A 25,516-nucleotide genomic window follows, 5' to 3' on the forward strand; every position below is an offset into this window, starting at 1 on the left:
CACCACTCACGTAAAATATTCCATCATTCGTTGTACCAGGTTTTCTTTTCCCGGCGCATCGCTGATGATGATTTTATTGTTAGTGAATTTTTTTATTGTTGCTGCTGTTGTATTACCAATGGCAAACAAAATTGTTTGTTCCGGAATTTTATTATTGCTGAAAAAACTTTCTACCGCACTGGGGCTGAAAAAAAGTATGCCATGGTAAGCAGTAGTAATTTTATGTGGTACAGCTATCGTTTGATAGACTGTAATTTCATTTACTTCAACATTGTTTTGGCGCAATATGTCTGGTAATTCATCTCTTCGCTGATCACCACAAAAGAAAATTACTTCGTCAATAAACCTGTCCCCGGCAATTACGTTGGCTAATTCAGCGGCGGAGTTGGCTGTGCCTGCAATTTTATCAGCGCCAAAATATTCTTCTGCCAGTTTATGAGTAGTGGTGCCAATGCTATAAATATTCCAGTCCGGTTGCTGTTCATCTTTCCACGCAGCAACGGCTTCCACAGCATTCATGCTGGTAAAAACAATAGTGGAAGATAAAAGCAATGCCTGTTCAATTTCCTGTTGTACTTCTATTGTTTGTACAGGTTCTGTTTCAATAAAAGATAATTCATCAATAGTAATGCCTTTAGCAGCTGCCTCTTTAACCAAAATTGTATTTAATGGCCTGGTGCATAGTATAGCAATCTTATTTTGTTGCATTGCGGATGTCGTCGGCAATTTTTTGTCCACCGTTAGCTAATAAATATGCTGCTGCAATTTTTCCAAAGTTGTCTGCTTCAGCAATGGGAATATTTTTTTCAATCACCACTTTTTCTTTACCATCAACAGATAAAATATTGCCTTTAAAAATTATAGTATCATTGTTTACTTCAGCCAATGCACTAATTGGAGTAGAGCAACCTCCTAATAATATTCTTAAAAAATCTCTTTCTATTTTTGTGCAGATGGCTGTATTGGTATCATTAAAATGACCGCAGGCATCCAAACAGAAATCATCCCCTTGCCTGCAAACCACCATGATAGCGCCTTGTGCAGGTGCAGGTAACATCCAGTTTAATTCAATACTATTTACCGGACGAAGATTAATTCTTTCTAATCCTGCAGCAGCAAAGATGGCACCATGCCAATTGCTTTCTGCTACTTTTCTTAAACGTGTATTTACATTGCCACGTAAATTTTCAAGTATATGATTGGGAAAACGATTGAGCCATTGTGCTTTTCTTCTGATACTGCTGGTAGCTATCGTGATTGGTGATTGGTGAGTGGTGAGAGAGGCTTCAAATTTTGAAGGGTCTTCATTCACCATTGCCCATTCATCATTTACCAATGCAGCATCTTTGTACACTAAAATATCTTTGTACGAGGCTCTTTCTAAAACTGCTGCCTGCACAATACCTTTGGCTAATTGCGTAGGCACATCTTTCATAGAATGAACGGCAATATCAATTTTATTATTAAGCAAAGCAATATCTATACTCTTAGTGAAAATACCCTGCACCCCCATTTCATATAATGGAGTTTGCAGGTCGATATCGCCCTCGCTTTTGATGTATACTAATTCTGATTGAAAATTATTTTGTGCCAGCAGTTGCTGCACTTTTGTAGCCTGCCAAACAGCTAACTGGCTTTCTCTCGTTCCAATACGAATGATTTTGCCCATCTGTTTTAGTTTGTGCCGGTGGCAATAAATTCATTAATAGCTGCAATATAGCTACAACCTTTTTGATTGTGGTTGCGCATTTGCATGGCCATGCCGTTCACCACTTTCTGAATTTTAATTTCGGTATTGTTAGCAGTATACACTACCGCATTTTGACGGGCAATATAACTGGTATACAAGTTACAGTTATGCATGGCGTGCAATTTGCTTTTTATGGATTTTAGAGCGGGAACATTTTTACGCATTTCATGCCATTCTAAAAATTCAAATATCTGTTCTTTAATGATATCCTGTGCTTTTGGTACTTCAGCTTCTCTTTTATGTAAAGTGGCATCTTTAATTTTAGACAGATCATCTACATTAACAAAAGTAATATTACTTAATTGCTGTGCTGCAGTGGCTACATTGCAGGGAATTGACAGATCAATAATAATTTTATCACCCTGGTTTAGAACATGAGAGGCGAGGAGAACAGGCTCTGCACTATTAGTGGCCACTAAAATAATATCGGCACTTGCAATATTATTTTCTAAATCTTCAATCGGTGCATATTGCAATCCTAATTCATCAGCCAGTTCTGCTGCTTTTGATTCGGTGCGGTTGATCAAAGTGATATTTGTTGTTTCCAGGTAATCCACCAGGTTTTTGCAGGTATTACGGCCTATCTTTCCTGTTCCTATCAGCAATATTTTTTTGCCGGAGATGTCAGTAACATTTTCTTTGATGAACTGAATAGCAGCAAAAGAAACAGAAACTGTTCCGCCGCTTAAACCGGTGTTGGTCTTAATTAATTTAGAGGCCTGCAATACCGCATTGATCATCCTGTCTAAATAAGCGCCGATAAAATCATGTTCTCTTGCAAACTTAACAGCCAGTTTTAACTGGCCTAATATTTCATAATCACCTAATATCTGGGAATCCAGCCCGGCAGCTACATCAAATAAATGTTGTATGGCAGTTTTGCCGTTTTTTATATAAGCGATCTGTGTAAACGTTTCAACACTACCTTGTGTTTGGGTACATAGTAAGCTGCAAAGATTAGCGGCGTTTTCTGTAAAGCCATAAATCTCAGTGCGGTTACAGGTAGAAATAATAAATAATTCACTCAGGTTAAATGAAGGCGCTAAACTAAGGATATTGGCATATTGATCGGTACTGATGGCGAACTGCCCCCGTAATGCAGCGTCGGTTTTTTTGTAGTTGATACCAGCTACAAAAAATGTTGACATGTCTTTTGGTAATTGATCGGGCATTTAAAATTCGATTGCTTTTTTTAACAACACAAAAATACTTTCGATCATTCGTGTAAACTAATTTCTTTGTCATTGCATTGTCATTTTGCCTCCTGATTGTAATCAGTTGCGTTTCTGAGCAAAGTCATATAGGTAGAACATGCAATTGGAGGTGTATGAATTGTAATTTAGCGCAACAAAAATTTTACTATACATTGAACTTTTACCGGGTGTAGTGGTTACTTTTGATATAATTTTTTTCTATGGCAATTAAAAGAGGTATTGTATTGATGAACCTGGGTTCCCCGGATTCTACATCAGTTAAAGATGTAAGGCGTTATCTGAATGAATTTTTAATGGATGGAAAGGTGATTGATGTACCTTACCTGTTGCGGCTGCTATTGGTAAAAGGGATCATCGTGCCATTCAGGGCACCTAAATCTGCAGAAGCTTATGCTACCATCTGGACAAAAGAAGGTTCACCATTGGTAGTGTTGACAGAACAGTTGCAACAACAACTGCAGCAGCATGTGGAAGAACCGGTTGAAATAGCGATGCGCTACGGCAATCCCAATCCTGCAACTGCATTTGATAATTTAATGAAACGCCAACCTGGATTAGAAGAAGTGATTGCAGTGCCGCTCTATCCGCACTATGCTATGGCTTCTTATGAAACAGCGGTGGATTATGCTATCGATATTCATAAAAAAAATAAATATCCTTTCAAACTCAGTTTTATAAAACCATTTTTTGATGAAGCTGATTATATAAAAGCAATGGCGGAAAATATACGGCCGTATCTGGATGAAACATACGATCATATTTTATTCAGCTATCACGGCATACCGGAAAGGCACCTTAAAAAAACTGATCCTACGCACTCGCATTGCATGATGGTAAATGATTGCTGTGATGTAGCATCACCGGCACATAGCAAATGTTACCGCCATCAATGTTTTGTTACTACCAAACTGGTAACTGATGCATTACATATTCCCAAAGAAAAATTCAGTATCTCTTTTCAATCAAGATTAGGCAAAGGATGGTTAACGCCTTTTACTGATATCCGGTTGGAAGAAATGCCGAAGGAGGGCATTAAAAAATTACTTATTCTTTGCCCGGCTTTTATCAGCGATTGTTTGGAAACCCTGGAAGAAATTGAAGAACGGGGTAAAGAAAGTTTTATGAAAGCGGGAGGGGAATCGTATAAAATGATCCCTTGTTTAAATACTAATCCGTTGTGGGTGGAAACTTTGGATAAATGGGTGAAGGAAATTAATACCGGAAACAGGGAGATGATATTGTGAGTGGTGAGTCGTGAATAGTGAGCCGGCAGTAGTCTGCTATTTGTTGTATATAATAAAAAAGGAGTAAAAAATAAATGCCTTATAATTACATTAAAGCGCTGCATATTATTTTTATCGTTACCTGGTTTAGCGGTATGTTTTATATTGTAAGGTTATTTATCTATAATACCGAAGCAGGAGAGAAGGAGGGCATTGAAAAAGAAATTTTACAAAAACAATTCTCCATCATGATAAAACGGCTGTGGATGGGAATTACATGGCCGTCAGCAATTCTTACTATTATTTTCGGAGGGTGGATTGTTTCCACTTACCCGGTAATCCCACAATGGCTCTGGATAAAATTAGGATTCGTTGCTGGTTTGTATGTGTACCATTTTACGCTGCAAAAAATTTATGCTGATCAGATGAAAGGTATATTCCGTTACTCCTCCAATCAATTAAGGGTGTGGAATGAAGTAGCGACTATTTTTTTAATTGCCATTGTAATGATCGTAACCGTTAAAGATAATATGAGCTGGTTATGGGGACTTATCGGGCTTGTTCTATTTACCGTAATATTAATGAGTGCGATTAAAATTTACAAGATCATCAGATCAAAAAATAAATAACACTTTTAAATAGCTTTGCTGAATCTTGGTGTTGCAGTTGCCACCTGGTTACGCAATAAGTGCAGATCAAAAGCTTTGCAAATATTCCTGATAAAATTATATCCTAAAGCTGTTACGGTTGCGCCTTCTTCATTCCATTCTACTAATTCATCTACTTCCAGTTTTTCCAGTTCAGAAAAACTGTATTGCCTCAATAAAGGCAGGTGTTCTTTTTTAAAACTCGTTTTGCCTTTGCAACTGATGTCTAAAATGTATTGTTTAAAATCCACATCTTCATCGCTTAAAAAATAGCCACGCTTTACAGGTAATTCATTGCGTTCGATAGTAGCATAATAATCATGTAAAGTTTTTTCATTTTGTGCAAAAGCTACACCTGCATCGCTGATGCTGGATACACCAAGCCCTAATAATAATTTGGTATGCTGTGTGGTATAGCCCATAAAATTTCTGTGTAACCTGCCTTCTGATTTTGCAATGTACAAATCATCCGAAGGCAATGCAAAATGATCCATACCAATATCGTGGTACCCATTTTCCGTCAGTAATTTTTTGCCCAGTTGATACAGTTTCATTTTATCATCTGTAGAGGGCAGGTCTTTTTCATCAAACAGTCTTTGTCCACGGCTTGTCCAGGGTACATGAGCATAACTGTAAAATGCAATACGGTCTGGCTGCATGGCAATAGTTTGTTCAATCGTTTTTTGTAAACTGGTAACAGTTTGCAAAGGCAAACCATAAATCAGGTCAAAGTTTACCGATTTATAACCTACAGCTCTTGCAGCATCAGTTGCCTGTCGCACATTTTCAACCGGTTGAATCCTGTTGATGATCTGTTGCACTTTGGGATCGTTATCCTGCACACCATAACTCACACGGCGAAAACCAAGATCGTATAATGTTTGCAAATGTTCTCTTGTGGTATTGTTGGGATGCCCTTCAATACTAAATTCATGACCAGGTGCGATGATTGATTTTTCGAAAATGATATGGAGTAAACGGTTTAAATTTTCAGGCGTGAAAAAAGTAGGGGTACCACCACCTAAATGTAATTCTCTTATCACAGGTGGTTCATTCATCAGTTGCAGGTACAATGCCCATTCTTTTGCAATTGCCTGCATATATTCTTCTTCCACACTATGGTTGGTGGTTATTTTTTTATTGCATCCGCAATAGGTACACATCGATTCGCAAAAAGGAAGATGAATGTATAAACTGATACCTTCTTTTTTATTGTGCAGGTTAAATTGCTGTTGAAAAACATGTTGCCATTCTTTGCTATCAATATTATCTTTCCAAAAGGGAACTGTAGGATAACTCGTATACCTGGGCACAGGTACATTGTATTTGTTCAATAATAAAGATTCAATAGTCATAGTCTTGTTTTGTCGGTACAAATCTATTGGTTACCACAAAAAAACGGGCTGATGTAAATCAGCCCGGCTATTGAACAATATCATATTTCAGCTATACTAATGCTTTTCTTACAGCAAAGTCGCCGAATTTTTCTTTTGTATTTTTTTCTTTTTTATAAGCAGCAAATAGACCATCCAGCTCAGCCAGTATTGCCGGTTCTTCTAAATTTTCTTTATACATTTTATTCAAACGTTCTCCCTGGTTATCGCCACCTAAATGCAAATTGTATTTGCCGGGAGCCGTACCAATAAAACCAATTTCGGCTGCCGCACTTCTGCCGCAACCATTGGGGCAACCGGTCATACGTAAAATAATATCTTCATTGCTTAATCCATGTTTATCTAACAGTGGTTCAATCTTGCTGATTAATTCTGGCAGATAACGTTGAGCCTCTGCCAATGCCAGCGGGCAGGTAGGCAACGCCACACAGGCAATAGAATTTTTGCGAAGCAATGAAGCACTTTCAGTATGTTCAAGCAATTTAAATTGCTGCAGAATAGTATTAATGCTTTCTTTATCAGCAGCTGCCACATCACTGATAATTATATTCTGGCTTGATGTAAAAAGGAAACTACATTTATCTGTTTTTGCAATTTCCAGCAAAGCCGTTTTCATCGCCAGTTTTTCATCATCCAGTACCCTGCCGTTTTCTACAAACAAAGTATAATACCATAATCCGTTAGGTGCTTTCTGCCAGCCATAAAAATCTTTGCGTTCATCAAATGTATATGGCCTTGCAGGTTCCAATGGAAAGCCCGTTCTCTTTTCAACTTCTTCTTTATATTTTTCTACCCCTAATTTATCAACGGTATATTTTAGCCTCGCTAATTTTCTATCGCTGCGGTTACCAAAATCTCTTTGTACGGTAACTACTTCATAAATAGTTTTTAATATTTTTTCTTCGGTATCTACAAAGCCAATTACTGTTGCCAGTCTTGGATAGGTTTCTGTATTACCATGTGTTGCAGATAATCCACCACCAATGGCGATATTGAATCCTTTCAATTTTCCTTCTTCAATTATTGCAATTAATGCCAGGTCGTTTATTAAAACATCTACTTCGTTATTAGGAGGAATACCAATACCGATTTTAAATTTTCTTGGTAAATACCTGTCCTGGTATAAAGGATCAACTTCTTCATTTTTATCAGCCACCTTTTCATCATCGATCCATATTTCGTAATAGGCTTTTGTTTTTGGAAATAACAGATCACTAATCTTGCTGGCATACGCAAATATCTCCGCATGTAATGGCGATTGCACAGGGTGAGATGCGCAGGTTACATTACGATTGATATCACCGCATGTTGCAATGGAATCTAAATTGGCTTTATTGAATGCACTAATGGTAGGTTTTATTTTTGATTTTACAATACCGTGTAATTGTATCGTTTGCCGGGTAGTGATTTTTATTACACCGGTAGAATTGCCGTTGGCAATTTCATTGGCAGCGATCCATTTTTGGGCACTGATAGCGCCACCGGGCAATCGTAAACGGATCATAAAAGAATACAAACGGTCTAATTTTTTTTCTGCCCGTTCTTCTCTTCTGTCACGGTCGTCCTGCTGGTACATGCCATGAAATTTTATTACCGCCTGGTCATCTTCACGAATAGCACCGGTAATTTCATCGGTCAAACTTTCTTTAATAGTGCCCCGCAGCCCATCACTATTCACTTTTATTTTTTCAATTGCGGATAAATTATTTTTTCCTGACATTATCTTTTTCTTTTGAGCCGGGCCAGGAAGTTCTATTGAGCTTCATTGGCGTCGCACTCTTGTACGTTAAATCTTTATTGAACTTTAATTGTGTTTTTTGAACTGGGTGAGCCACTCTTAAAGGAGTGACCCACCCTACACCAACCGGGTGAGCTACTCTCTAAGGAGTGATCCACCCTACACCAACCGGGTGAGCCACTCTTTAAGGAGTGACCAACCCCACGCTACAATCTTCGCAAGTTCCCCTTCAGGGGGTTTGGGGGCATTACTTAATACACATCCTTCTCATACCTTCCCTCTTCTTCCAGGTGTTCTAAATATTTTTTTGCTTCTTCAGCAGTTTTGTTACCATATTTTTCGATGATCTGCAGTAATGTGTTTTCCACATCAGTGCTCATCGGGTGTTTTTTACCGCATACAAAAAATGAAGCGCCGCCATTCAGCCATTCATATAAGGCTTCGCCATGCTCCAGCATTTTATGTTGCACATAAATTTTTTCTTTCTGATCTCTGCTAAAAGCTAAATTCACTTTATTCAACACCCCGGTTTCAAACCAGTTTTGTATTTCCGTTTGATATAAAAAGTCGGAAGCAAAATATTGTTCACCAAAGAACAACCAGTTTCTGCCTGTGGCACCTGTGGCATCACGCTCTGCTAAAAAAGAACGGAAAGCTGCAATGCCAGTACCAGGCCCAACCATGATGATATCTTTATTTTCTGCAGGCAAACGGAAGCGCTTGTTAGGTTGTACAAAAAATTGTTGGGTACTGTTTATTTTCAGCTTACTTAAATAATCAGAGCACAGACCAAATCTTTTTTTATCGTTTACGTAGTAGGTATCTTTTACCACCACAATATGTACTTCGCCTTCATGCGCCGCAGGGGAAGAAGCGATGGTGTATAATCTTGGAGAGATGGCATTCAGCGTAACTAATATCTCTTCAAATTGTGCAGCATTTTTTACCGGATATTTTTTCAAGAGGTCCAGTAAATCATATCTGCCGGCAGGAATTGCATGACCGGTTGCAGTAGCATATAATAGCACTAACCTTTCAGTGAGGTGAACAATATTGATCTTTCTTTTCAATAATTCGTACACTGTAAATTTTTCTTTTTTAAACTCTAGTGATTTGTTGCCATCAACATTGGCAGTGGCAATGATATCGGTAACCAGCTGTGAATCATTTTCGGAAAGTATACCGATAGAATCGCCACATTGATATTCCAAACCTTCTGCTTCAATTTCTATATGATAAGTTTCTTTATTAGAACCCCTGTCGTTTAAATTGATAGCAGTTAATACTTTACCGCTATAAGTTTGTTTGCCTTTTTTTGCAGCAGGTGCAATTACAGGAGCCGCAACTACGGCAGCAGTTTCTTTTTTAGGGGTGGTTATATTTTTTAAAACGGTATTGATCCAGTTATTAGCTTCATCATCATATTCCACATCGCATTTTTGTAATGGTATTATGCGGTTAGCACCAAGCTTGTTAAGTTGTTCATCAACATCTTCGCCTGTTTTGCAAAATAAAGGGTAGGACGTATCACCCAACGCCAATACACCGTACTGCAGTTTTTCTAATTTAAATCCGTTGTTGTGTATATGATCGTAAAACTTTTTTGCAGCTGCAGGCGGCTCACCTTCACCGTGCGTACTAATGACAGCCAGTAAATATTCTTCTTTGGTAAGATCGGTTAAGCGGTATTGGTCCATACCAATCACTTTGGCGTGCACATGATTTTGTTTTGCTTTTGCAGCAAAGTCGGTAGCTAGTTTTTTTGAATTGCCGGTTTCTGTTCCGTAAACAATAGTGATTTTTTTTGTGGCGCCATCAGTTACGGCTGTTGCAGGCGCAGGCGATGCTATTTTATTTTTTACAATGCCATTCAAATAGCCATTCATCCAAATCAACTCCTCGTTGTTTGAATTTTTGATCAGTTCTTCCAGTACTTTCAATTTTACATCAGCCAGCATTGTTCTACATTTTTATTTTTAACTAACAGGTTTAAAGTAAAGTTCGTCGGTGTGACTGCTTTTATGCCAGGCAAATTGCTGGTGCAATGCCACCACTTTTCCTATGATCACTAATGCAGGAGAAGCAAATGTTTTCCCTTTTAAAGTGTTGTCATAGTTATATAAATTACAAACAGAAACATTTTGCATAGGCGTAGTGCCTTGTTCAATCACCGCCAGTAATTTAGACGCATCAATTTTATGTGCAGTTAAATGATGCACCACATTATCAAGTGTTTCACTACTCATATAAAAAACCAGGGTGTCTTTTGTTTCAGCCAGTTCTTTCCAGTATTCATCCGTAACAATTTCTTTTCTGTACGAAGTAAGAAAGCGGACGGATGTTGCATAACCTCTTGCAGTAAGCGGTATACCTGCGTAAGATGCAGCACCTGATGCTGCAGTTACGCCGGGTATAATTTCAAAGGGAATATTATTATCTGCTAAAATCTGCAGCTCATCTAAAATATTACTGAAAAAAGAAACATCACCCCCTTTTAACCTTACCACGAATTTATTTTGCAAAGCATATTTTAAAAGCAAGTGGTTAATTTCCTGTTGTTGTACAGAAGCATCTTTATTATATTGTTTGCCTACATAAATAATTTCAATACCAGGCTTAACGTAAGTCTTTAAAATTTCTTCGCTCACTAACCTGTCCGTTAAAATAATATCCGCCTGCTGTAAATAGCGGGCTGCTTTTACGGTAATTAATTCAGGATCGCCGCAACCTGCAGCTGCTAAAATTACTTTGCCGGTATGGTGGTTAGTTTCTGTCATTTTACCTTTTGACCTCACCCCAACCCCTCTCCTTGAGGAGAGGGAACTCGAAGGGGGCAGCTTTATTTTTTAAATCTTTTTTAATCTTCGCTTTTATCTCCTCCATTTCCCAGTTTGGAGAGGAGGGAGTTAATACAACCCCTCAATACTCAAATACCTTTCTCCAGTATCATAATTAAACGTCAACACCTTTGACCCGTTTGGAATGTCTGCTAATTTTTTTGCAACGGCAGCTAAAGAAGCGCCGGTAGAAACACCCACAAAAATCCCTTCTTCTTTTGCGATGCGTTGTGCATAGCTGTATGCCTCGTCTTTTCCTACCTGTATAATGCCATCTAAAATTGTAGTGTTTAAAATAGAGGGTACAAATCCTGCACCAATACCTTGTAACGGATGCGGTGATGGTGCACCCCCACTTAACACAGGTGATAATTCCGGTTCTACTGCAAACACTTTAAGATTGGGCCATTTTGCTTTTAATACTTCTGCAACGCCGGTGATATGTCCGCCGGTACCAACGCCGGTAATGATATAATCTAATCCATCAGGAAAATCATTTAGAATTTCCAAGGCAGTTGTTTTACGATGTATCTCGCTGTTAGCCGGATTGTCAAATTGCTGAGGTACCCAGGCATTTTTATTTTCAGCCGCTAATTCATTTGCTTTTTCAATCGCACCTTTCATGCCTTTTTCTCTTGGTGTTAAAACAAACTCAGCACCATATAAACTCATTAGCCTGCGCCTTTCAATGCTCATGCTTTCAGGCATTACTAAAATTATTTTATAACCCTTTACAGCAGCTACTAATGCCAGTCCAATGCCGGTGTTACCACTGGTGGGTTCAATAATTACACTGTCTTTATGTAATAAGCCTTTGCTTTCTGCATCTTCAATCATTGCTAATGCAATACGATCTTTAATGCTGGCTCCGGGATTATTTTTTTCTAACTTGATCCACACTTCGTGATTATTACCAAACAAGCGGTTGATCTTTACATGCGGTGTATTACCTATCGTTTCTAAAATGTTATTTGCTTTCATCTGTTATGTTTAAATAAAATAATTATAAGGTTCTGTAAATGTTTTTTTATCTCTAATGGTGATCTCTGATTGCTGAAATACAATAGAGAAAGGTTGCACCGCTTCTGTTAGCCAAACGTTCCCACCAATCACACTGTCATGGCCTACAACTGTTTCGCCGCCTAATATGGTAGCATTAGAATAGATCACTACATTATCCTGGATAGTAGGATGCCTTTTTTCACTGGCTTTTTCTTTTTGTACCGTTAATGCACCCAATGTAACACCCTGGAATATTTTTACATTATTGCCAATAGTAGTGGTTTCGCCAATTACAATACCGGTGCCATGATCAATAGAAAAAGATTCGCCGATAGTTGCGGCAGGATGAATATCAATACCTGTTTTGCTGTGGGCATATTCACTGATGATACGTGGCAGCAATGGGATTTTTTGCTGGTGCAACTGGTGAGCAATACGGTGCGCTGCTATCGCAAAAAAACCGGGATAGGCGATCAAAACTTCATCAATATTTTTTGCAGCAGGATCTGCTTCAAAAATAGCGGTTGCATCCAGCAATAATTTTTTGTAGAGCTGTGGTATCGTTGAAAAAAAAGTTGTGGTTTGTGTTTCGCTATAGCTGCTGCTGTGCAATACAGGGAACAATAAAAACTGCAACTGGCTTTCCAGTTTTTTTAATTGCGATTGAATTTCAAACTCATTATTATCAGCTTCGCTTTTGCAAATGAATAAGGCTTCGAATAATTTATTTACAAAGATCTTTGCTCCTGAAGCATCAGGAAAAGAACAACCTTGTTGTTTTTTAAAATTGACTATCGATGTATAAAATTGTTGTTCCATAAAATAATTATTGAAATAAAACTGCTGCTACTGTTGCATTGCTGGTTTCATCAATTAATATGGCAGCGCCATTGCTACGGTTCTTTTTATAACTATCAAACACCAGTGGTGCTGCAGTTTTTATTGATGCTTTTACTATTTCATTCAGTTTTACCTGCTGTACATCTTCAATATGTTCTAAACTGTTCACGTCTATTTTGTATTCCAGGTTTTTAATTACAGCTCTTACACTGCGGTTGTTATGCTGCAGCAAATATTTATTGCCGTTTTGTAAGGGTTTATCACCTAACCAGCAAAACAGTACTTCTGCTTCGTTAGATGCTGCAATAATTTCAGTGCTTTTAATAATGGCATCGCCACGGCTGATATCAATATCATCAGTTAATAAAAGTGTTACACTCTGCGGAGCAAAAGCCTCTTCCACTTCCACGCCGGCAATTTCAATTTTATCAATGGTGGTTTCAATACCTGCAGGTAATACTTTTACTTTATCACCTTTTTTATAAATACCACTGGTGATCTTTCCTGCATAACCTCTGTAATCATGTAAGGCTTCTGTTTGCGGACGGATAACATATTGCACCTGGAATCTTGTGTCGGTATGATTCACTGCATTTTTAATTTCCACTTCTTCTAAAAACTCTAAAAGAGGTTTGCCTTCGTACCACGGTGTTTGTAAAGATTTCTCTACTATGTTATCGCCATTTAATGCACTCAACGGGAAGTAGGTTACATTTTCAATACCTAATTGTTGTGCCAGTTTGCTGTATTCAATTACAATATTGTTGTACACATCCTGCGAATAATTAACCAGGTCAATTTTATTAACCGCAACCACTACATGCGGAATACCTAATAAAGAAGAGATGATACTGTGACGGCGTGTTTGTTCTACCACACCATGCCTGGCATCAATCAGTACTATCGCCAAATCAACATTGCTTGCACCGGTGATCATGTTACGGGTGTATTGCACATGGCCGGGTGCATCGGCAATAATAAATTTTCTTTTATCAGTACTGAAATAGCGATACGCCACATCAATAGTGATGCCTTGCTCTCTTTCAGCTCTTAAACCATCAGTTAATAAGGCCAAATCAATTTCACCATTCTCTTTATTCTTGGTGCTTTTTTCAATGGCTTCCAGGTGATCAGCTAAAATACTTTTGCTGTCGTATAATAAACGGCCAATTAATGTACTCTTGCCATCATCAACACTTCCTGCAGTTATAAATCTTAAAATATCCATGTGAGTTATATGTATTAAGTAGTAAGTAATAAGTTTTTGTGATGGTTTAAGTTGTATTTACTTAGTACTTACAACTTATAACTTATCACTTTAAAAATAGCCTCCCTTTTTTCTATCCTCCATTGCTGCTTCTGTTACCTTATCATCAATTCTGGTTTCGCCTCTTTCGCTTATCCTTGTTATTTTAATTTCATTCACCACTTCATCTAAAGTTGCAGCCAGGCTTTCTACAGCAGCAGTACAGGTCATATCTCCAACAGTTCTGTAGCGCACTTGTTTTTTAACGATCACATCGGTTTCATCAATTCTGATAAATGGAGAAACGGCGATCAGTTGTCCTTCATGTTCAATCACTTCACGTTCGTGAGTGAAGTAAATGGAAGGCAGCGAAATTTCTTCGGCACGGATATAATCCCATACATCTAACTCTGTCCAGTTGCTGATAGGGAATACCCTTACGTTTTCGCCCTTGTGAATTTTACCATTGAAGATATTCCATAACTCAGGCCTTTGTAATTTTGGATCCCATTGGCCAAACTCATCTCTTACAGAAAATATTCTTTCTTTAGCCCTTGCTTTTTCTTCATCACGCCTTGCGCCGCCGATGCAGGCATCAAAAGCAAACTCTTCAATGGTATCTAATAAAGTGTAAGTCTGCAACCAGTTACGGCTGGCAAATTTTCCTTTAGGTTCAGTTAAGTTTTTTGCTTTAATGGTATCTTCCACTTTACGTACAATTAAAGTAGCGCCCACTTCATTGGCTAACCAATCCCTGTAAGCCAATGCTTCAGGAAAATTATGACCGGTATCAATATGCACTAAAGGAAAAGGAATTTTTCCCGGTGCAAATGCTTTTTTTGCCAATTGTACTAAAGTGATAGAATCCTTGCCACCACTGAATAATAAAGCCGGCCTTTCAAACTGTGCCGCCACTTCTCTAAAGATGTGGATGCTCTCTGCTTCTAATTGCTCTAAATAATTTAATGTGTGTTTGCTCATAATTTATTAGTCTATCGATTTAGTAGACTGCTGTTTAAAAAATTTTTATCTATTGATTTTTATTTCTTCATGCACATGTAAGCCGCATTCTTTTTTGTCGGCATCTTCCCACCACCAGCGGCCGGCCCTGAAATCTTCGCCTGGCTTGATGGCTCTTGTACATGGTGCACAACCAATGCTTACAAAACCTTTATCATGCAAAGGATTATAAGGGATATGATTTTTGCTGATATGCGCTTTTACTTCTTCTGTTGTCCAATGTAATATAGGATGATACTTAATGATCTGGTTGGCTTCATCCCATTCAATGATGGGTAAGTTGGTCCTGTCTGCTGAATGTTCGGCACGTAAGCCTGTTATCCAGATCGCATTTCCGGCCAATGCCCTTTTCAAGGGCTCTACTTTTCTTATAAAGCAGCATTGTTTCCTGTTATCTACAGATTCATAAAATGAATTCGGCCCTTTTGCTGCTACAAATTCCTGCAAAGCGTTTGCCTGCGGATAATAAGCCTCGATTTTAGTTTGATATTTTTCATTGGTACTGCTCCATACCGAATAAGTTTCTGCAAAAAGACGTCCCGTATCTAAAGTGAAAATTTTTACCGGCAAATTATTGCTGAGTATTTCATGCGTTACCACCTGGTCTTCATAGCTAAAGCTGGAAGAAAAAGTTACCTGCCCGGGAAATTGCTCCGTAAGCAACTGTATAAATTCTGCGGCGCTTAGTCCACTAAGCTGGTAGAGTAATTGGGATATAATATTTTTTTGTGTAAGTGACATTTTTTAAAACTTGATTAAGTTGAGTGATTAGTTACAGTATGGCTTAACAACGGTAAACCATTACAGTGCAACATTTGCACATACACATTATGTGAGGGATATAGAGCATAGCATTTAAAGTCTATATAATTGGTAGACAAAGATAATGAATAAGTTTTAAACCGACCTCAAAAATTTGCCTGCCACACTAATTTTAGAAAAATATTAATAAACAGTAGTAAAACCGTTGGAAATCCGTGAACATTATTTACGATAACGTTGCCAATTTAATAGTTTGTTGCATAAATATAAACGGCATTCGTTCCGTTCGGTGAAGACACCGACCAGGGCGAATCTCCTCCGTCGGTGTCTTTACCGAACGAAATATTATACCACACCCGCCAGTTCAAGACTGCGTTTGCTTATTTTTTTATAATCAATATTTTCAATAATGGCATCGGGGTAAAGTATCAGCGAAACACCCGCTTGTTTCCACCAATCAGTATTAAACAATTTGTCTGCATGAATAACACCGGTTAACCAACTGAAATTAAGTTCATTATGCCATTCTTCAATCCATTCAAAATCTTCTTTGTTCAGCTTGGCAATTTCATCCACGCTTACAAATACTTTTAAATAAAAATCATTGCTTAAAACAGTATCGGTCTGGTGATGGATCTTTTTGTATTCATATTTATAATCGTAGCGCAAAGCAGATATGTCGCTCAATACCGCTGATGCAGTAGGGAAGGCACCGGCACCTTTGCCTTTAAAGAAATGTTTATCAGAAAAAGTACTTTCGGTAGTTACTGCATTGAATTCATTTTTTACATGGTACAAGTCATCAGTTTCTGCAACAAATTGCGGCAATACAAATGCCGCCAGTTTGCCATTGGCTAATTTTTGTGCATTGGCCACTAATTTAATGGCGTAATGTTTTTCTTTAGCAACTACTGCATCATTCAATGAAATGTTTTCAATACCATTAAAAATAAAAGCATTGGTTTTAGCCACCACACCAAAAGAGTGCGCTAACAGGATAGCCAATTTATTAGCTGCATCAAAACCACCGATATCTAACTTAGGATTGCTTTCTGCAAAACCCAGCTGCTGTGCTAAAAGTAAAGCTGCATTAAATTCTAATTGCTCATCAAAAATTTTACTCAATATAAAATTGGTAGAGCCATTGATGATACCTCTTATCGATTGCAGCAGGTCATTATCATAATACTCCTCCAGGTTACGTATGATAGGCATGCTGGCGCAGCAGGAAGCCTCGTATAAAAATGGCGTATTGTGTTTTTCCTGTAATGCCAGCAGTTCTTCAAAATGTTCAGCGATCATTTTTTTATTGGCACTTACTACTGCCTTACCATTTTGCAAAGCAGTTTTTACAATTTCAAAAGCAGCATCGGCATCATCAATTAATTCCACAATTACATTAATGTTGGTATCGTTCAGTAAAACAGCAGCCTCGGTAGTAAAATTTTCGGGAGCAATGCTTCTTTTTTTACTGGCATTTTTTATGCAGATCTTTTTTATAGATGATTGTAAGGTAGGCGTGCTGTGTAATACATCGTATAAACCTTTTCCTACTACGCCAAAGCCAAACAGGCCGATGTTTAATTGATTTGTTGACATTCTTTTTTGTTAATTAGTTTATTTGTTAACTGGTTAATTAGTTAATGAACACACCTATCGAGAGGGAGATTTATGACTTGCCCCGGGCTTCAGCCCAGGGCAAAAAAAAGCTCATCCGTAAATCAGATGAGCTTTTAATATTTTTTTGATGAAGTATTTAAGGCTGTTAATCTGACTTATCTGTCACGCCGATGGCGTGATGGAATTGGCACCTTTGCTATGGTCTGTGAGACACAAACCACGGCTGGTTGTCAAGGCTTCATCGGGCCATTACCCTCTGCCTTTCTTGATAAGAGATGTTTAAAGAACTACTGCAAAGATATAATCACAAGGCTGAAACTTCCAAATAAAAAATGTCAAATAATTGTAAAGAAGCCTGAAATCCTTTGTGGTATTGGCTTTTATCAGGCCGGGTTTTTAAAATTACGTTCCAGCCATTCTTCCTGAGAACTGGCTGATTGCTCCAGCGTAACTGCAGCGGCAATTTTTGCCTGGCCTTTAATGATGGATTTTGTAACCAGCGAATGCTCAATCACTTCGTCTTCTTTCATGCCCAGTAATTTCATCATCGGGATCATTTTTTCGCTGCCGAGGTGCTTGAATAAGGGTTCATCCATAGCGCTGTACACCACAATTTTTTGTGAAGGCCAATGTTCTACCAGGGCAATTTCTTTGGCATGTAAAGGATAATGCTCAGTAAATACCGGGATTTTATTTTGCAGCATGGCGCTGTGTATTTGTTTGGCATCAATCACTTTCACTTCATCCAAACCATGTTGTATAAAAGCTGCCCTGAAATTTTTAAGTGTTTCAGTAAACCAGCAGATAAATAAAGTATCCGGTTGCGCTTTAGCTAATGCAATGCAGGCATTGATCTTTGCTGCAGTAGTCATGTAAGTCTTGTCGGTAAAAATGCTTTCCGGTGCAGAATCGTCTTTCTTGCCAAATAAATTAAATAAGAAATCCATGTTGTGGGGTAAATATTTTTTTGTAAAGTGACAAAAAAAAATACAGTAAGCCAAATATTGAATGCCCTTAAGGTAAATAATAATGTGGCAGAAATGGCTTGTAATACCATTAACCGCAATTGTTAGGAGTATCTAATAATACTTATATAAAACCTTCGGATTTTAATATTATATTACATATTTAAAAGAAGGGTTTACAAGTATCTTTTTTATTGTAAAATATCGGCCGATGCAATGTTGCTGATATAAAAATACTACTATTGAAACTACCTTATAAATATTACCTGCTTTTTTTGCTGCTGAATTTTTCTGTACTTGTAAGCCAGTCTCAAACCAGTAATTTTTTCTTTACCAACTATACAACAACACAAGGCCTGCCCAACAATTATGTAACCTCAATAATGCAGGATAGCCGGGGTTTTTTATGGATTGCTACACAGGAAGGGTTAAGCCGGTTTGATGGAAAAAATTTTAAAAATTTTTATGCGGCAAAAAATGACAGCATAGTAAAAAACAATCTTTTCAGTAATATTTCTGAATATAAAAAAGGACATTTGGTTTTAAATAATTCTGAGCATATTATCTGTTTTAATACTTATACAGAAGAATTTTACAACGTACCTGTGTTCGGAGTAAAACCAACTTCTCTTGATAAGCAACAGCATGGTAACACTTATTATGTAAATTCTTTAAACAAAGGGTACCTGCTCAATAATAAATTGGAAATAATTGACAGTATCAACAAGCCTCCGGGTGCTGAAGGGGATGACTGGCTGCATATTTTCTATTTAGAAGGCGATTCAGTTGTACTTCAACACAACGGAAAACTTTTTCTGTACAATACACGGCAAAGAAAATACGAATCATTTCCTTCCGGCTTTGGTTTTTCTGATAAAAATCAACCATCACTATTTTATTATTTTGACTCCGTAAAAAAAGAAATATATTTTAGTGACCGGCCTGGTTTGTGCAGGTATTCTTTTTTAACAAACACAACAGAACGTTTAACTATTTCATCCAATGGGCTGCCCTATCCCCAATCCTATATTAATCAAATTATATCCAAAGAAAAAAATGAACTGTGGTTTCTTACAGTTAATGGTATACAAATATTAAACACTGTAAATAATACGCTTACCAATGTTATATCAAACCCTGTTAAAACTAATTCTTTAATATTTGACGATGTGCGTAGCGGCTTTATAGATAAGGATAATAATTGCTGGATAGGTACCAGGAATGGATTGAGTAAATTGAATGCCAACACAGAAAAAATAAAAAGCTGGTCAGAAGGCTTTATGACAAATTCAGAAAATGTATTACTGAGTGTGGTAAAAGGTGCCGATGAAAATATGTATGCATCTGTATATGCCAATAAAGCCTACCAGGTAAACATCGTCACTGGTAATGTAGCAGCATGGCAGCATCCTCTTAATAGATATAACTGGAATTTGTTTACCAAAGGAGATGAAGTGATACGTACAGGAGGTACTAACAAATTGTTAAGCTATAATACAAAAACAAAACAGTTTAAAGTGCTGGATTTTTTAAAACCATATTACCCGGATATCGAACTTATAACGATCGGTTTTGTACATAGTAATGGAGATGAATGGTATTGCGCCAATCATGGTGTGGGGTTTGTGCGTAAGCTTGCTAACAGTAATATTTTTAAAACCTATAAAAAAGATGACGGGATCAATCACTTTAGTTATGGCTATTATACATCTTATACTGAAGATAAAAATAAGGACCTGTGGTTTGGTGTAAACAAAAGTAATAAGCTGCTGCATTGGGTTTACAAAACGGATACGTTTATTGATATAGATTTTTATAAAGTTAAGGGGGCAGAAAATGTAATTTATGGAGCAATCAATGATATAACACACGATGCCACAGGCAATATCTGGATTGGTTTTGAGGGAAGCGGATTAATTAAATACAATCCTGTATCTAATACAGCTATCCATTATGCTATTGCCGACGGCCTGCCCACCAATTATATTTCCGGCCTTCAGTTTGATAATAAAAACCGCCTGTGGCTAAACACCGTCAATGGGCTATGCTGTTTTATTGTTGATGAAAATAAATTCATCAATTTTAAAAAAGAAGATGGGCTGCCAGATGATCATTTTACAGATTATTGCAGGTATTTTGATTCAGCAAAAAACCAATTATGGGTTGGGTCTAACAATACATTAATGGCATTTGATCCTGATGAGTTATTAAAATCAGGCAAACAGGCTTTTCCTGTGTATGTAGATGAGATTATTATCAATGGCAACAGGTATAAAGACACCTTGCAAAATGATTTATTATTATCTCCTTTTCAAAATAATTTGCAGTTTCATTTTATAGGTGTTGATTTAAACAAAGGAAAAGATATTGAATACAGTTACAAATTACAAGGGGCAGATAAAGACTGGAATTTTAGCGGTAGCAATCAATCGGCCTCTTATGCCAATATAAAACCGGGTAGATATTTGTTTAAAGTACGGGCAAGGCATAAAGGAGAGAATGAGTGGATTGAAATAAAGGAATCATTACAATTTACCATTGCTACACCATGGAATAATAGCTGGTGGTTTATATTACTGGTATGTGTTGCAATTGGTTTTGTAATATGGATAATAAGCAGGGCGTATTATTTACGAAGAATAGAAAAGCAACAAGCCACTATAGAAAAACAACAGGCCATCAGTAATGAACGTAGCCGTATTGCTGCCGATATGCATGATGATATGGGTGCCGGCCTCAGCCGCATACGTTACCTGAGCGCCACAATGAAAAAAGAAATACAGGATGATGGTTTAAAGAATGATTTTGATAAACTGATAACCGGCAGTGATGAACTGGTAGATAAGATGAACGATATAATATGGCTGCTTAACAGCGGTGATGAAACCCTGGAAAATGTACTGTACTATATACGCAGCCAATGCAGCGAAATGCTGGATCATGCAAATATAAGTTTTGAATACAGTCTGCCTGGTATCTTTCCCGGTAAAATGATAAGCAGCGAAGAAAAAAGGAATCTATACCTGGTTGTAAAAGAAGCGGTGCATAATGTTATAAAACATTCACTGGCTACAAAAGTTAATTTATACGTGCAGATTGATAAACAATTAAAAATCATTGTTGCTGATAATGGTAAAGGCTTTAATGCAGAAGAAAATAAATTTAAAGGCAATGGCCTTGGTAATTATAAAAAAAGGATGGACATGCTAAATGGTAACCTGGATATTCAATCAAGTGCAAGCGGAACCATTATAAGTTTTGAGGTGCCGTTATAGATTATTTATCTAACAAAACTTATACTGATTAGCTTGGCAGTTCTATTTAATTTTACAAAATGATAAGTGTAATAGTAGCCGAGGATTTACCGGAAATAAGAAACAGTTTAGTACGGCTGTTACAGCAGCAGGATGATATTATATTATTGTCTGCATTCCCAAATGCAGAGGAAGCTTCCGCCGAAATTATACTTGCACAGCCCGATATCGTAATTATGGATATTAATATGCCGGGCATGAACGGCATTGAATGCATACGAAAAATAAAAGACGATTGCCGTTCTACACAGTTCATGATTTTTACCATTTATGAAAATGACGAAAAAATATTTGATGCCCTGGCAGCAGGAGCAAGCGGTTACCTGCTAAAGAAAACGCCACCTGAAAAAATTATAGATGCCATTAAAGAGTTGTATAATGGCGGCAGCCCTATGAGCAGCCAGATTGCCCGTAAAGTAATTGGGCACTTTAAAGAAACAAAACAGCAGGGGCACGATGACCTTACTAATAAAGAGAACGAAGTGTTGCTATTGTTATCAAAAGGTTTTTTATATAAAGAAATTGCTGCCCAGTTATCTATAACTGTAGGTACCGTTACCCAGCACATTCACCGCATTTACGAAAAACTTCATGTTGCCAACCGCACCGAAGCAATCAATAAAGTTTTTGGCAGAAAATGACCGTTTTTTTTCGGCTTACTACAAACAGGGTATAAGGAAAGTTATATTGTCCCGATATTTTTCTACAAGTAGTTTTGATAAAACTTTCAAATATGGAACAGCTAAAACAAAACAAAGAATTTATCGTCCGCTATTTTAAAGCTCTTAGCGGTGTTGCCAAAACAACTGATTTGGTAAAACAATACGTTACCGATGAAGGACTGATTGAGCATATTGCTTTTTTTGACAAAGCATTTCCTCAATATGAATTGGTTGCTGATGAGATGACTGCAGAAGGCAACAGGGTAGTGGTAAAGGCCAGGTTTAAAGGTGTGCACCAGGGAGAGTTTAATGGCATCTTACCTACCCACCGCACTGCCGAATTTCCTTTTGTAGTTAGCTATGATATTGAAAACGGGAAAATAGTACACCACTGGCTTATTGCCGATTCAATGATAATGATGGAACAATTGGGTGTAATGAATGTGCCTGCATAAGTAACGGTAAAAGAATCGTTATCTCAGCTGAGGTCCACAAATATCCTATCCAGAATTTTTATTACAGCTTTTAAAGTATTGCAAGCAGCATCAGACTTGCATGGCATTGCTTTGCCTGATTATTGAGTAAGTAAATTTTTGTTGTATTAGTAGTATACAAACAAACTGCATTGCAGTAACACAAATTTTTTGGGGATAGTTAAATCATTATGAATATGCCAGCAAGTAACTATAAACTAATTTTTCTTTTTAATAAGAACAGGATAACAGCAAACAATTATTTACGTATAGGATTTATATTGTTGCTGGCCATTTTCTTTGTTAAGACGTCTGTTGCACAATGCGATAATTACCTGCATGTTGCCACAGCTGCATCGGGAGTTCAAATCGGCCAGCTTGATATGGTAGGTAACCAGCTAACCATAGAAGCGATATTTAAAAGAACTGACCCTTACAGCGGCGGGCTATTATTTGCCGGCGACCTGGTTTCAAAACATTCCAACAGCTCCGACTGTAATTATTTACTACGGCCTAACGGTGTTGCCATAGCTACCACAAATGGTTTTAGTTCTGTAGATATTACTTGTGAAATTGAACTCAATAAAACCTACCATGTTGCGATGGTTTATGATGGAAGTACGCTAAAATTTTACAGGAATGGTGTACTGAAAGGTAGTGCTGCCGCTTCTGGTAATTTGATAACAAATAATCTTATCACTACCATCGGGTCTTGCGCTTTTTATCCTAACAATTATAATGAGGATTTAATAGGCTATATAAATGAGGTAAGATTTTGGAATGTTGCCCGCACACAGGCAGAAATAAACCAATACCTTATTACAAGTTTACCCAATCCCACAACACAAACCGGTTTGTTGGCTTATTACCAATTTGATGATCTTTTAAACAAACAAGGTAATGCAATGTGGAATGCATCCATACTTGGTAATGCCAGCATTAACGCTACTAATCCTAACTGTACAAATGCGCTGACAGATAATTGCCTGACATTACCGATAAAACTACTTTCTTTTTCTGCCGCATTACAAAACGTAAACAATGCCATCCTTCAATGGCAAATAGCTACTGCAGAAGATGCAAGTAAATACGAATTGCAAAGAAGTACTGATAGCAGAAACTTTATGGCCATTGATTTGCAAAGAGGAAATTCTTTTGCTACCCGATTTAATTATACTGATAACACATTACATAATGGCACTTACTACTACCGGTTAAAAATAACTGATCACACTGGTAAACTATCTTATAGTAACACGGCTGTTTTAAAAGTGGGAAGTAAAGAACAATTATTTTCTGTGTACCCCAATCCTGTAAAAAAGGGCGAGAGCCTTCAACTGAATTTACAAAATATTACTGCTGATAAAATTGAAATTGTAAATATTGCAGGGCAGGTAGTGTACAGTAATGCTAATAAGCAAACCGGCAGTTTTAGTTTACCCATTTCATTTTTATTACCATCAGGGTATTATATACTTAAGGTAATAAGCGACTATAAAATATTTACTCAAAAAATATCAATACAATAAGCAACAAATGAAACGACTACTTATCTTTTCAATTATTTGCGCCTGCCTTGCGCCTGTCCATGCACAGTTCTTAAAAAAGCTAAAGTCTAAGGTCGATCAGTCTGCAAAAGATGTAAAGGCTAAAGTAAAAGACAAAGCTGAAACTGCCCCTGATAGGGTAGTTGATCATACTGCCAACAAAGTGGAAACAAAGGCCGAAAGTAAAATTGATAATAAAGAAAATAAGGCCAATGGTACAGTAGATAAAACAGTGGATAAGGTAGATAGTATTAAAATAAAAAAAGTAAAAACTGAAGAAGCAAAAGACTCAACCAAAAAAAATACAAGAATAATTTTTTTGAATGAAGTGAAAAAGAAAACACCTGCACCCAAAAATACAGAGCTGTCACTTTACAATCTAATTAATAAAGCTATTTCGTATTCACACAAGCACAACAACCCTTTTATTTAATACGCTAAAAAAATAGTATGAAATTTTTTTTCAAAACACAGAAAGAACAGTATTATACAAAGAAACTTATTTTATTCATAGTTTTTTACATTACTGTAATAAAAGCTGAAGCACAAACCAGTGGTTTGTTTATTGGAACAACATCCGGCTATAAGATTTTCAATCCTGATGGCTCATTGAATTTTAAAGGGGGAATTACCTCTGCAATAGCCGCTTTAAGAGTACAAATAATTAAACCCAGGGTTGATAAGAAAATCACCTCGCCTGTTGATCCTAAAGTACAAATTTCTGAAACTAATATTGACTCAGTTGTAACTAATAAAGATGAAATAAAAGCAGTTTCCCAGCAGGCTGTTGCAGCACCGGTAACCAGAACCCTGTCAACAATTTATGATATCCCGGGAAATACTTCAGTTAATCAATACACTAGTTTGCAGGCAAACTTTCAATTCTTATTTTTCGATCCATCTCAGCGTATACGTACACCATCTAACCCTGCAGGAGTAATTGAATTATATAAATTGGAAAAAGGTAGCAACACCCGTACATTTTGTATTCCTTCAGGTAATTGTTCATCTGTAAATATACCCATACAGATAACGGAAAACGGGCAGCCTGTTGTTGCAGGTGCTGGAATAAACGGAGCAACCGCAGGAGCAGGGGTTGGTAAACCTCCAATATACATGGTGGTAATACCTAACGGTGGATATTTACAACCTGGCGAATATGCTTTCATCGACAAATCTTCGCTTAAACCTGATGGATCTGCATTGGTATGTTTTACGTTTACTGTACGGTAATAGAAAAGAAAAATTATTTCAATCAATCC

22 protein-coding genes and 1 riboswitch are annotated in these 25,516 nt (G+C 37.3%); of the genes, 8 read left to right on the forward strand and 14 right to left on the reverse strand.

Annotation, left to right across the window (positions count from 1 at the left end):
- Positions 1-6 precede the first annotated feature (6 nt).
- From ACQ334_RS02080 to hemA, 3 genes are read right to left on the reverse strand one after another with little or no spacing between them, the layout of a single operon-like run.
- Complete coding sequence (locus tag ACQ334_RS02080; protein WP_430986497.1) at positions 7-708, reverse strand: uroporphyrinogen-III synthase; 702 nt, start codon at positions 706-708, stop codon at positions 7-9.
- A complete protein-coding gene (gene hemC / locus ACQ334_RS02085) occupies positions 695-1,669 on the reverse strand; it encodes a hydroxymethylbilane synthase (RefSeq protein WP_430986498.1) in 975 nt (324 codons plus the stop codon). Before hemC ends, ACQ334_RS02080 begins: the two co-directional genes overlap by 14 nt.
- Positions 1,670-1,674: 5 nt before the next feature.
- Positions 1,675-2,898 carry a glutamyl-tRNA reductase gene (gene hemA, locus ACQ334_RS02090; protein ID WP_430986499.1) on the reverse strand — a complete coding sequence of 408 codons (1,224 nt, stop codon included), beginning with the start codon at positions 2,896-2,898 and terminating at the stop codon, positions 1,675-1,677.
- A 266-nt stretch (positions 2,899-3,164) separates the two neighbouring features.
- Here hemA and hemH point away from each other — a divergent pair, with 266 nt between their 5' ends.
- Together hemH and ACQ334_RS02100 are read left to right on the forward strand one after the other, a co-directional pair.
- Entirely contained in the window at positions 3,165-4,208 is a 1,044-nt protein-coding gene (hemH, locus tag ACQ334_RS02095) for a ferrochelatase (protein ID WP_430986500.1), read from the forward strand.
- A gap of 74 nt (positions 4,209-4,282) precedes the next feature.
- Positions 4,283-4,816: a CopD family protein gene (locus ACQ334_RS02100; protein WP_430986501.1), complete on the forward strand. Its 534-nt coding sequence runs from the start codon at positions 4,283-4,285 to the stop codon at positions 4,814-4,816.
- A gap of 5 nt (positions 4,817-4,821) precedes the next feature.
- Here ACQ334_RS02100 and hemN read toward each other — a convergent pair whose 3' ends face one another.
- The 11 genes from hemN to ACQ334_RS02155 form a co-directional block, all read right to left on the reverse strand.
- On the reverse strand, positions 4,822-6,189 hold the full coding sequence (gene hemN, locus ACQ334_RS02105) for an oxygen-independent coproporphyrinogen III oxidase (protein ID WP_430986502.1): 1,368 nt from the start codon (positions 6,187-6,189) through the stop codon (positions 4,822-4,824).
- 91 nt (positions 6,190-6,280) lie between these two features.
- Positions 6,281-7,948: an NADPH-dependent assimilatory sulfite reductase hemoprotein subunit gene (locus ACQ334_RS02110; protein ID WP_430986503.1), complete on the reverse strand. Its 1,668-nt coding sequence runs from the start codon at positions 7,946-7,948 to the stop codon at positions 6,281-6,283.
- A gap of 269 nt (positions 7,949-8,217) precedes the next feature.
- Positions 8,218-9,924 (reverse strand): diflavin oxidoreductase, encoded by a 1,707-nt coding sequence (locus ACQ334_RS02115; protein WP_430986504.1) that lies wholly within the window; start codon positions 9,922-9,924, stop codon positions 8,218-8,220.
- A gap of 18 nt (positions 9,925-9,942) precedes the next feature.
- Positions 9,943-10,743, reverse strand: a complete 801-nt coding sequence (gene cobA, locus ACQ334_RS02120; RefSeq protein WP_430986505.1) for a uroporphyrinogen-III C-methyltransferase — start codon at positions 10,741-10,743, stop codon at positions 9,943-9,945.
- A gap of 129 nt (positions 10,744-10,872) precedes the next feature.
- Complete coding sequence (cysK, locus tag ACQ334_RS02125) at positions 10,873-11,784, reverse strand: cysteine synthase A (RefSeq protein ID WP_430986506.1); 912 nt, start codon at positions 11,782-11,784, stop codon at positions 10,873-10,875.
- 9 nt (positions 11,785-11,793) lie between these two features.
- The gene (locus ACQ334_RS02130; protein WP_430986507.1) at positions 11,794-12,624 is read right to left on the reverse strand and encodes a serine O-acetyltransferase; all 831 of its coding nucleotides are present in this window, start codon (positions 12,622-12,624) and stop codon (positions 11,794-11,796) included.
- Positions 12,625-12,631: 7 nt separating this feature from the next.
- On the reverse strand, positions 12,632-13,873 hold the full coding sequence (locus tag ACQ334_RS02135) for a sulfate adenylyltransferase subunit 1 (RefSeq protein ID WP_430986508.1): 1,242 nt from the start codon (positions 13,871-13,873) through the stop codon (positions 12,632-12,634).
- 90 nt (positions 13,874-13,963) lie between these two features.
- The gene (cysD, locus tag ACQ334_RS02140) at positions 13,964-14,872 is read right to left on the reverse strand and encodes a sulfate adenylyltransferase subunit CysD (protein ID WP_430986509.1); all 909 of its coding nucleotides are present in this window, start codon (positions 14,870-14,872) and stop codon (positions 13,964-13,966) included.
- Between the two features lie 45 nt (positions 14,873-14,917).
- Positions 14,918-15,652 carry a phosphoadenylyl-sulfate reductase gene (locus ACQ334_RS02145; RefSeq protein WP_430986510.1) on the reverse strand — a complete coding sequence of 245 codons (735 nt, stop codon included), beginning with the start codon at positions 15,650-15,652 and terminating at the stop codon, positions 14,918-14,920.
- 366 nt (positions 15,653-16,018) lie between these two features.
- Positions 16,019-17,272 (reverse strand): homoserine dehydrogenase, encoded by a 1,254-nt coding sequence (locus ACQ334_RS02150; protein ID WP_430986511.1) that lies wholly within the window; start codon positions 17,270-17,272, stop codon positions 16,019-16,021.
- Between the two features lie 173 nt (positions 17,273-17,445).
- Positions 17,446-17,568: riboswitch (SAM riboswitch) on the reverse strand.
- 108 nt (positions 17,569-17,676) lie between these two features.
- Positions 17,677-18,240 carry a hypothetical protein gene (locus ACQ334_RS02155; protein WP_430986512.1) on the reverse strand — a complete coding sequence of 188 codons (564 nt, stop codon included), beginning with the start codon at positions 18,238-18,240 and terminating at the stop codon, positions 17,677-17,679.
- A gap of 260 nt (positions 18,241-18,500) precedes the next feature.
- Here ACQ334_RS02155 and ACQ334_RS02160 point away from each other — a divergent pair, with 260 nt between their 5' ends.
- The 6 genes from ACQ334_RS02160 to ACQ334_RS02185 all read left to right on the forward strand — a co-directional run bounded on the left by ACQ334_RS02160 (position 18,501) and on the right by ACQ334_RS02185 (position 25,487).
- Entirely contained in the window at positions 18,501-21,533 is a 3,033-nt protein-coding gene (locus tag ACQ334_RS02160) for a ligand-binding sensor domain-containing protein (RefSeq protein WP_430986513.1), read from the forward strand.
- A gap of 59 nt (positions 21,534-21,592) precedes the next feature.
- Positions 21,593-22,213 (forward strand): response regulator, encoded by a 621-nt coding sequence (locus ACQ334_RS02165; protein ID WP_430986514.1) that lies wholly within the window; start codon positions 21,593-21,595, stop codon positions 22,211-22,213.
- 92 nt (positions 22,214-22,305) lie between these two features.
- The gene (locus ACQ334_RS02170; protein ID WP_430986515.1) at positions 22,306-22,689 is read left to right on the forward strand and encodes an ester cyclase; all 384 of its coding nucleotides are present in this window, start codon (positions 22,306-22,308) and stop codon (positions 22,687-22,689) included.
- Between the two features lie 215 nt (positions 22,690-22,904).
- Positions 22,905-24,236, forward strand: coding sequence for a LamG-like jellyroll fold domain-containing protein (locus ACQ334_RS02175; RefSeq protein ID WP_430986516.1), 1,332 nt, complete (start codon positions 22,905-22,907; stop codon positions 24,234-24,236).
- Between the two features lie 7 nt (positions 24,237-24,243).
- Complete coding sequence (locus tag ACQ334_RS02180) at positions 24,244-24,687, forward strand: hypothetical protein (protein ID WP_430986517.1); 444 nt, start codon at positions 24,244-24,246, stop codon at positions 24,685-24,687.
- 17 nt (positions 24,688-24,704) lie between these two features.
- A complete protein-coding gene (locus ACQ334_RS02185; RefSeq protein ID WP_430986518.1) occupies positions 24,705-25,487 on the forward strand; it encodes a hypothetical protein in 783 nt (260 codons plus the stop codon).
- The last annotated feature ends 29 nt before the right edge of the window (positions 25,488-25,516 follow it).

The organism is Ferruginibacter sp. SUN106, from assembly GCF_050611765.1.
In the GTDB taxonomy this organism is placed as follows: Bacteria; Bacteroidota; Bacteroidia; order Chitinophagales; family Chitinophagaceae; genus Ferruginibacter.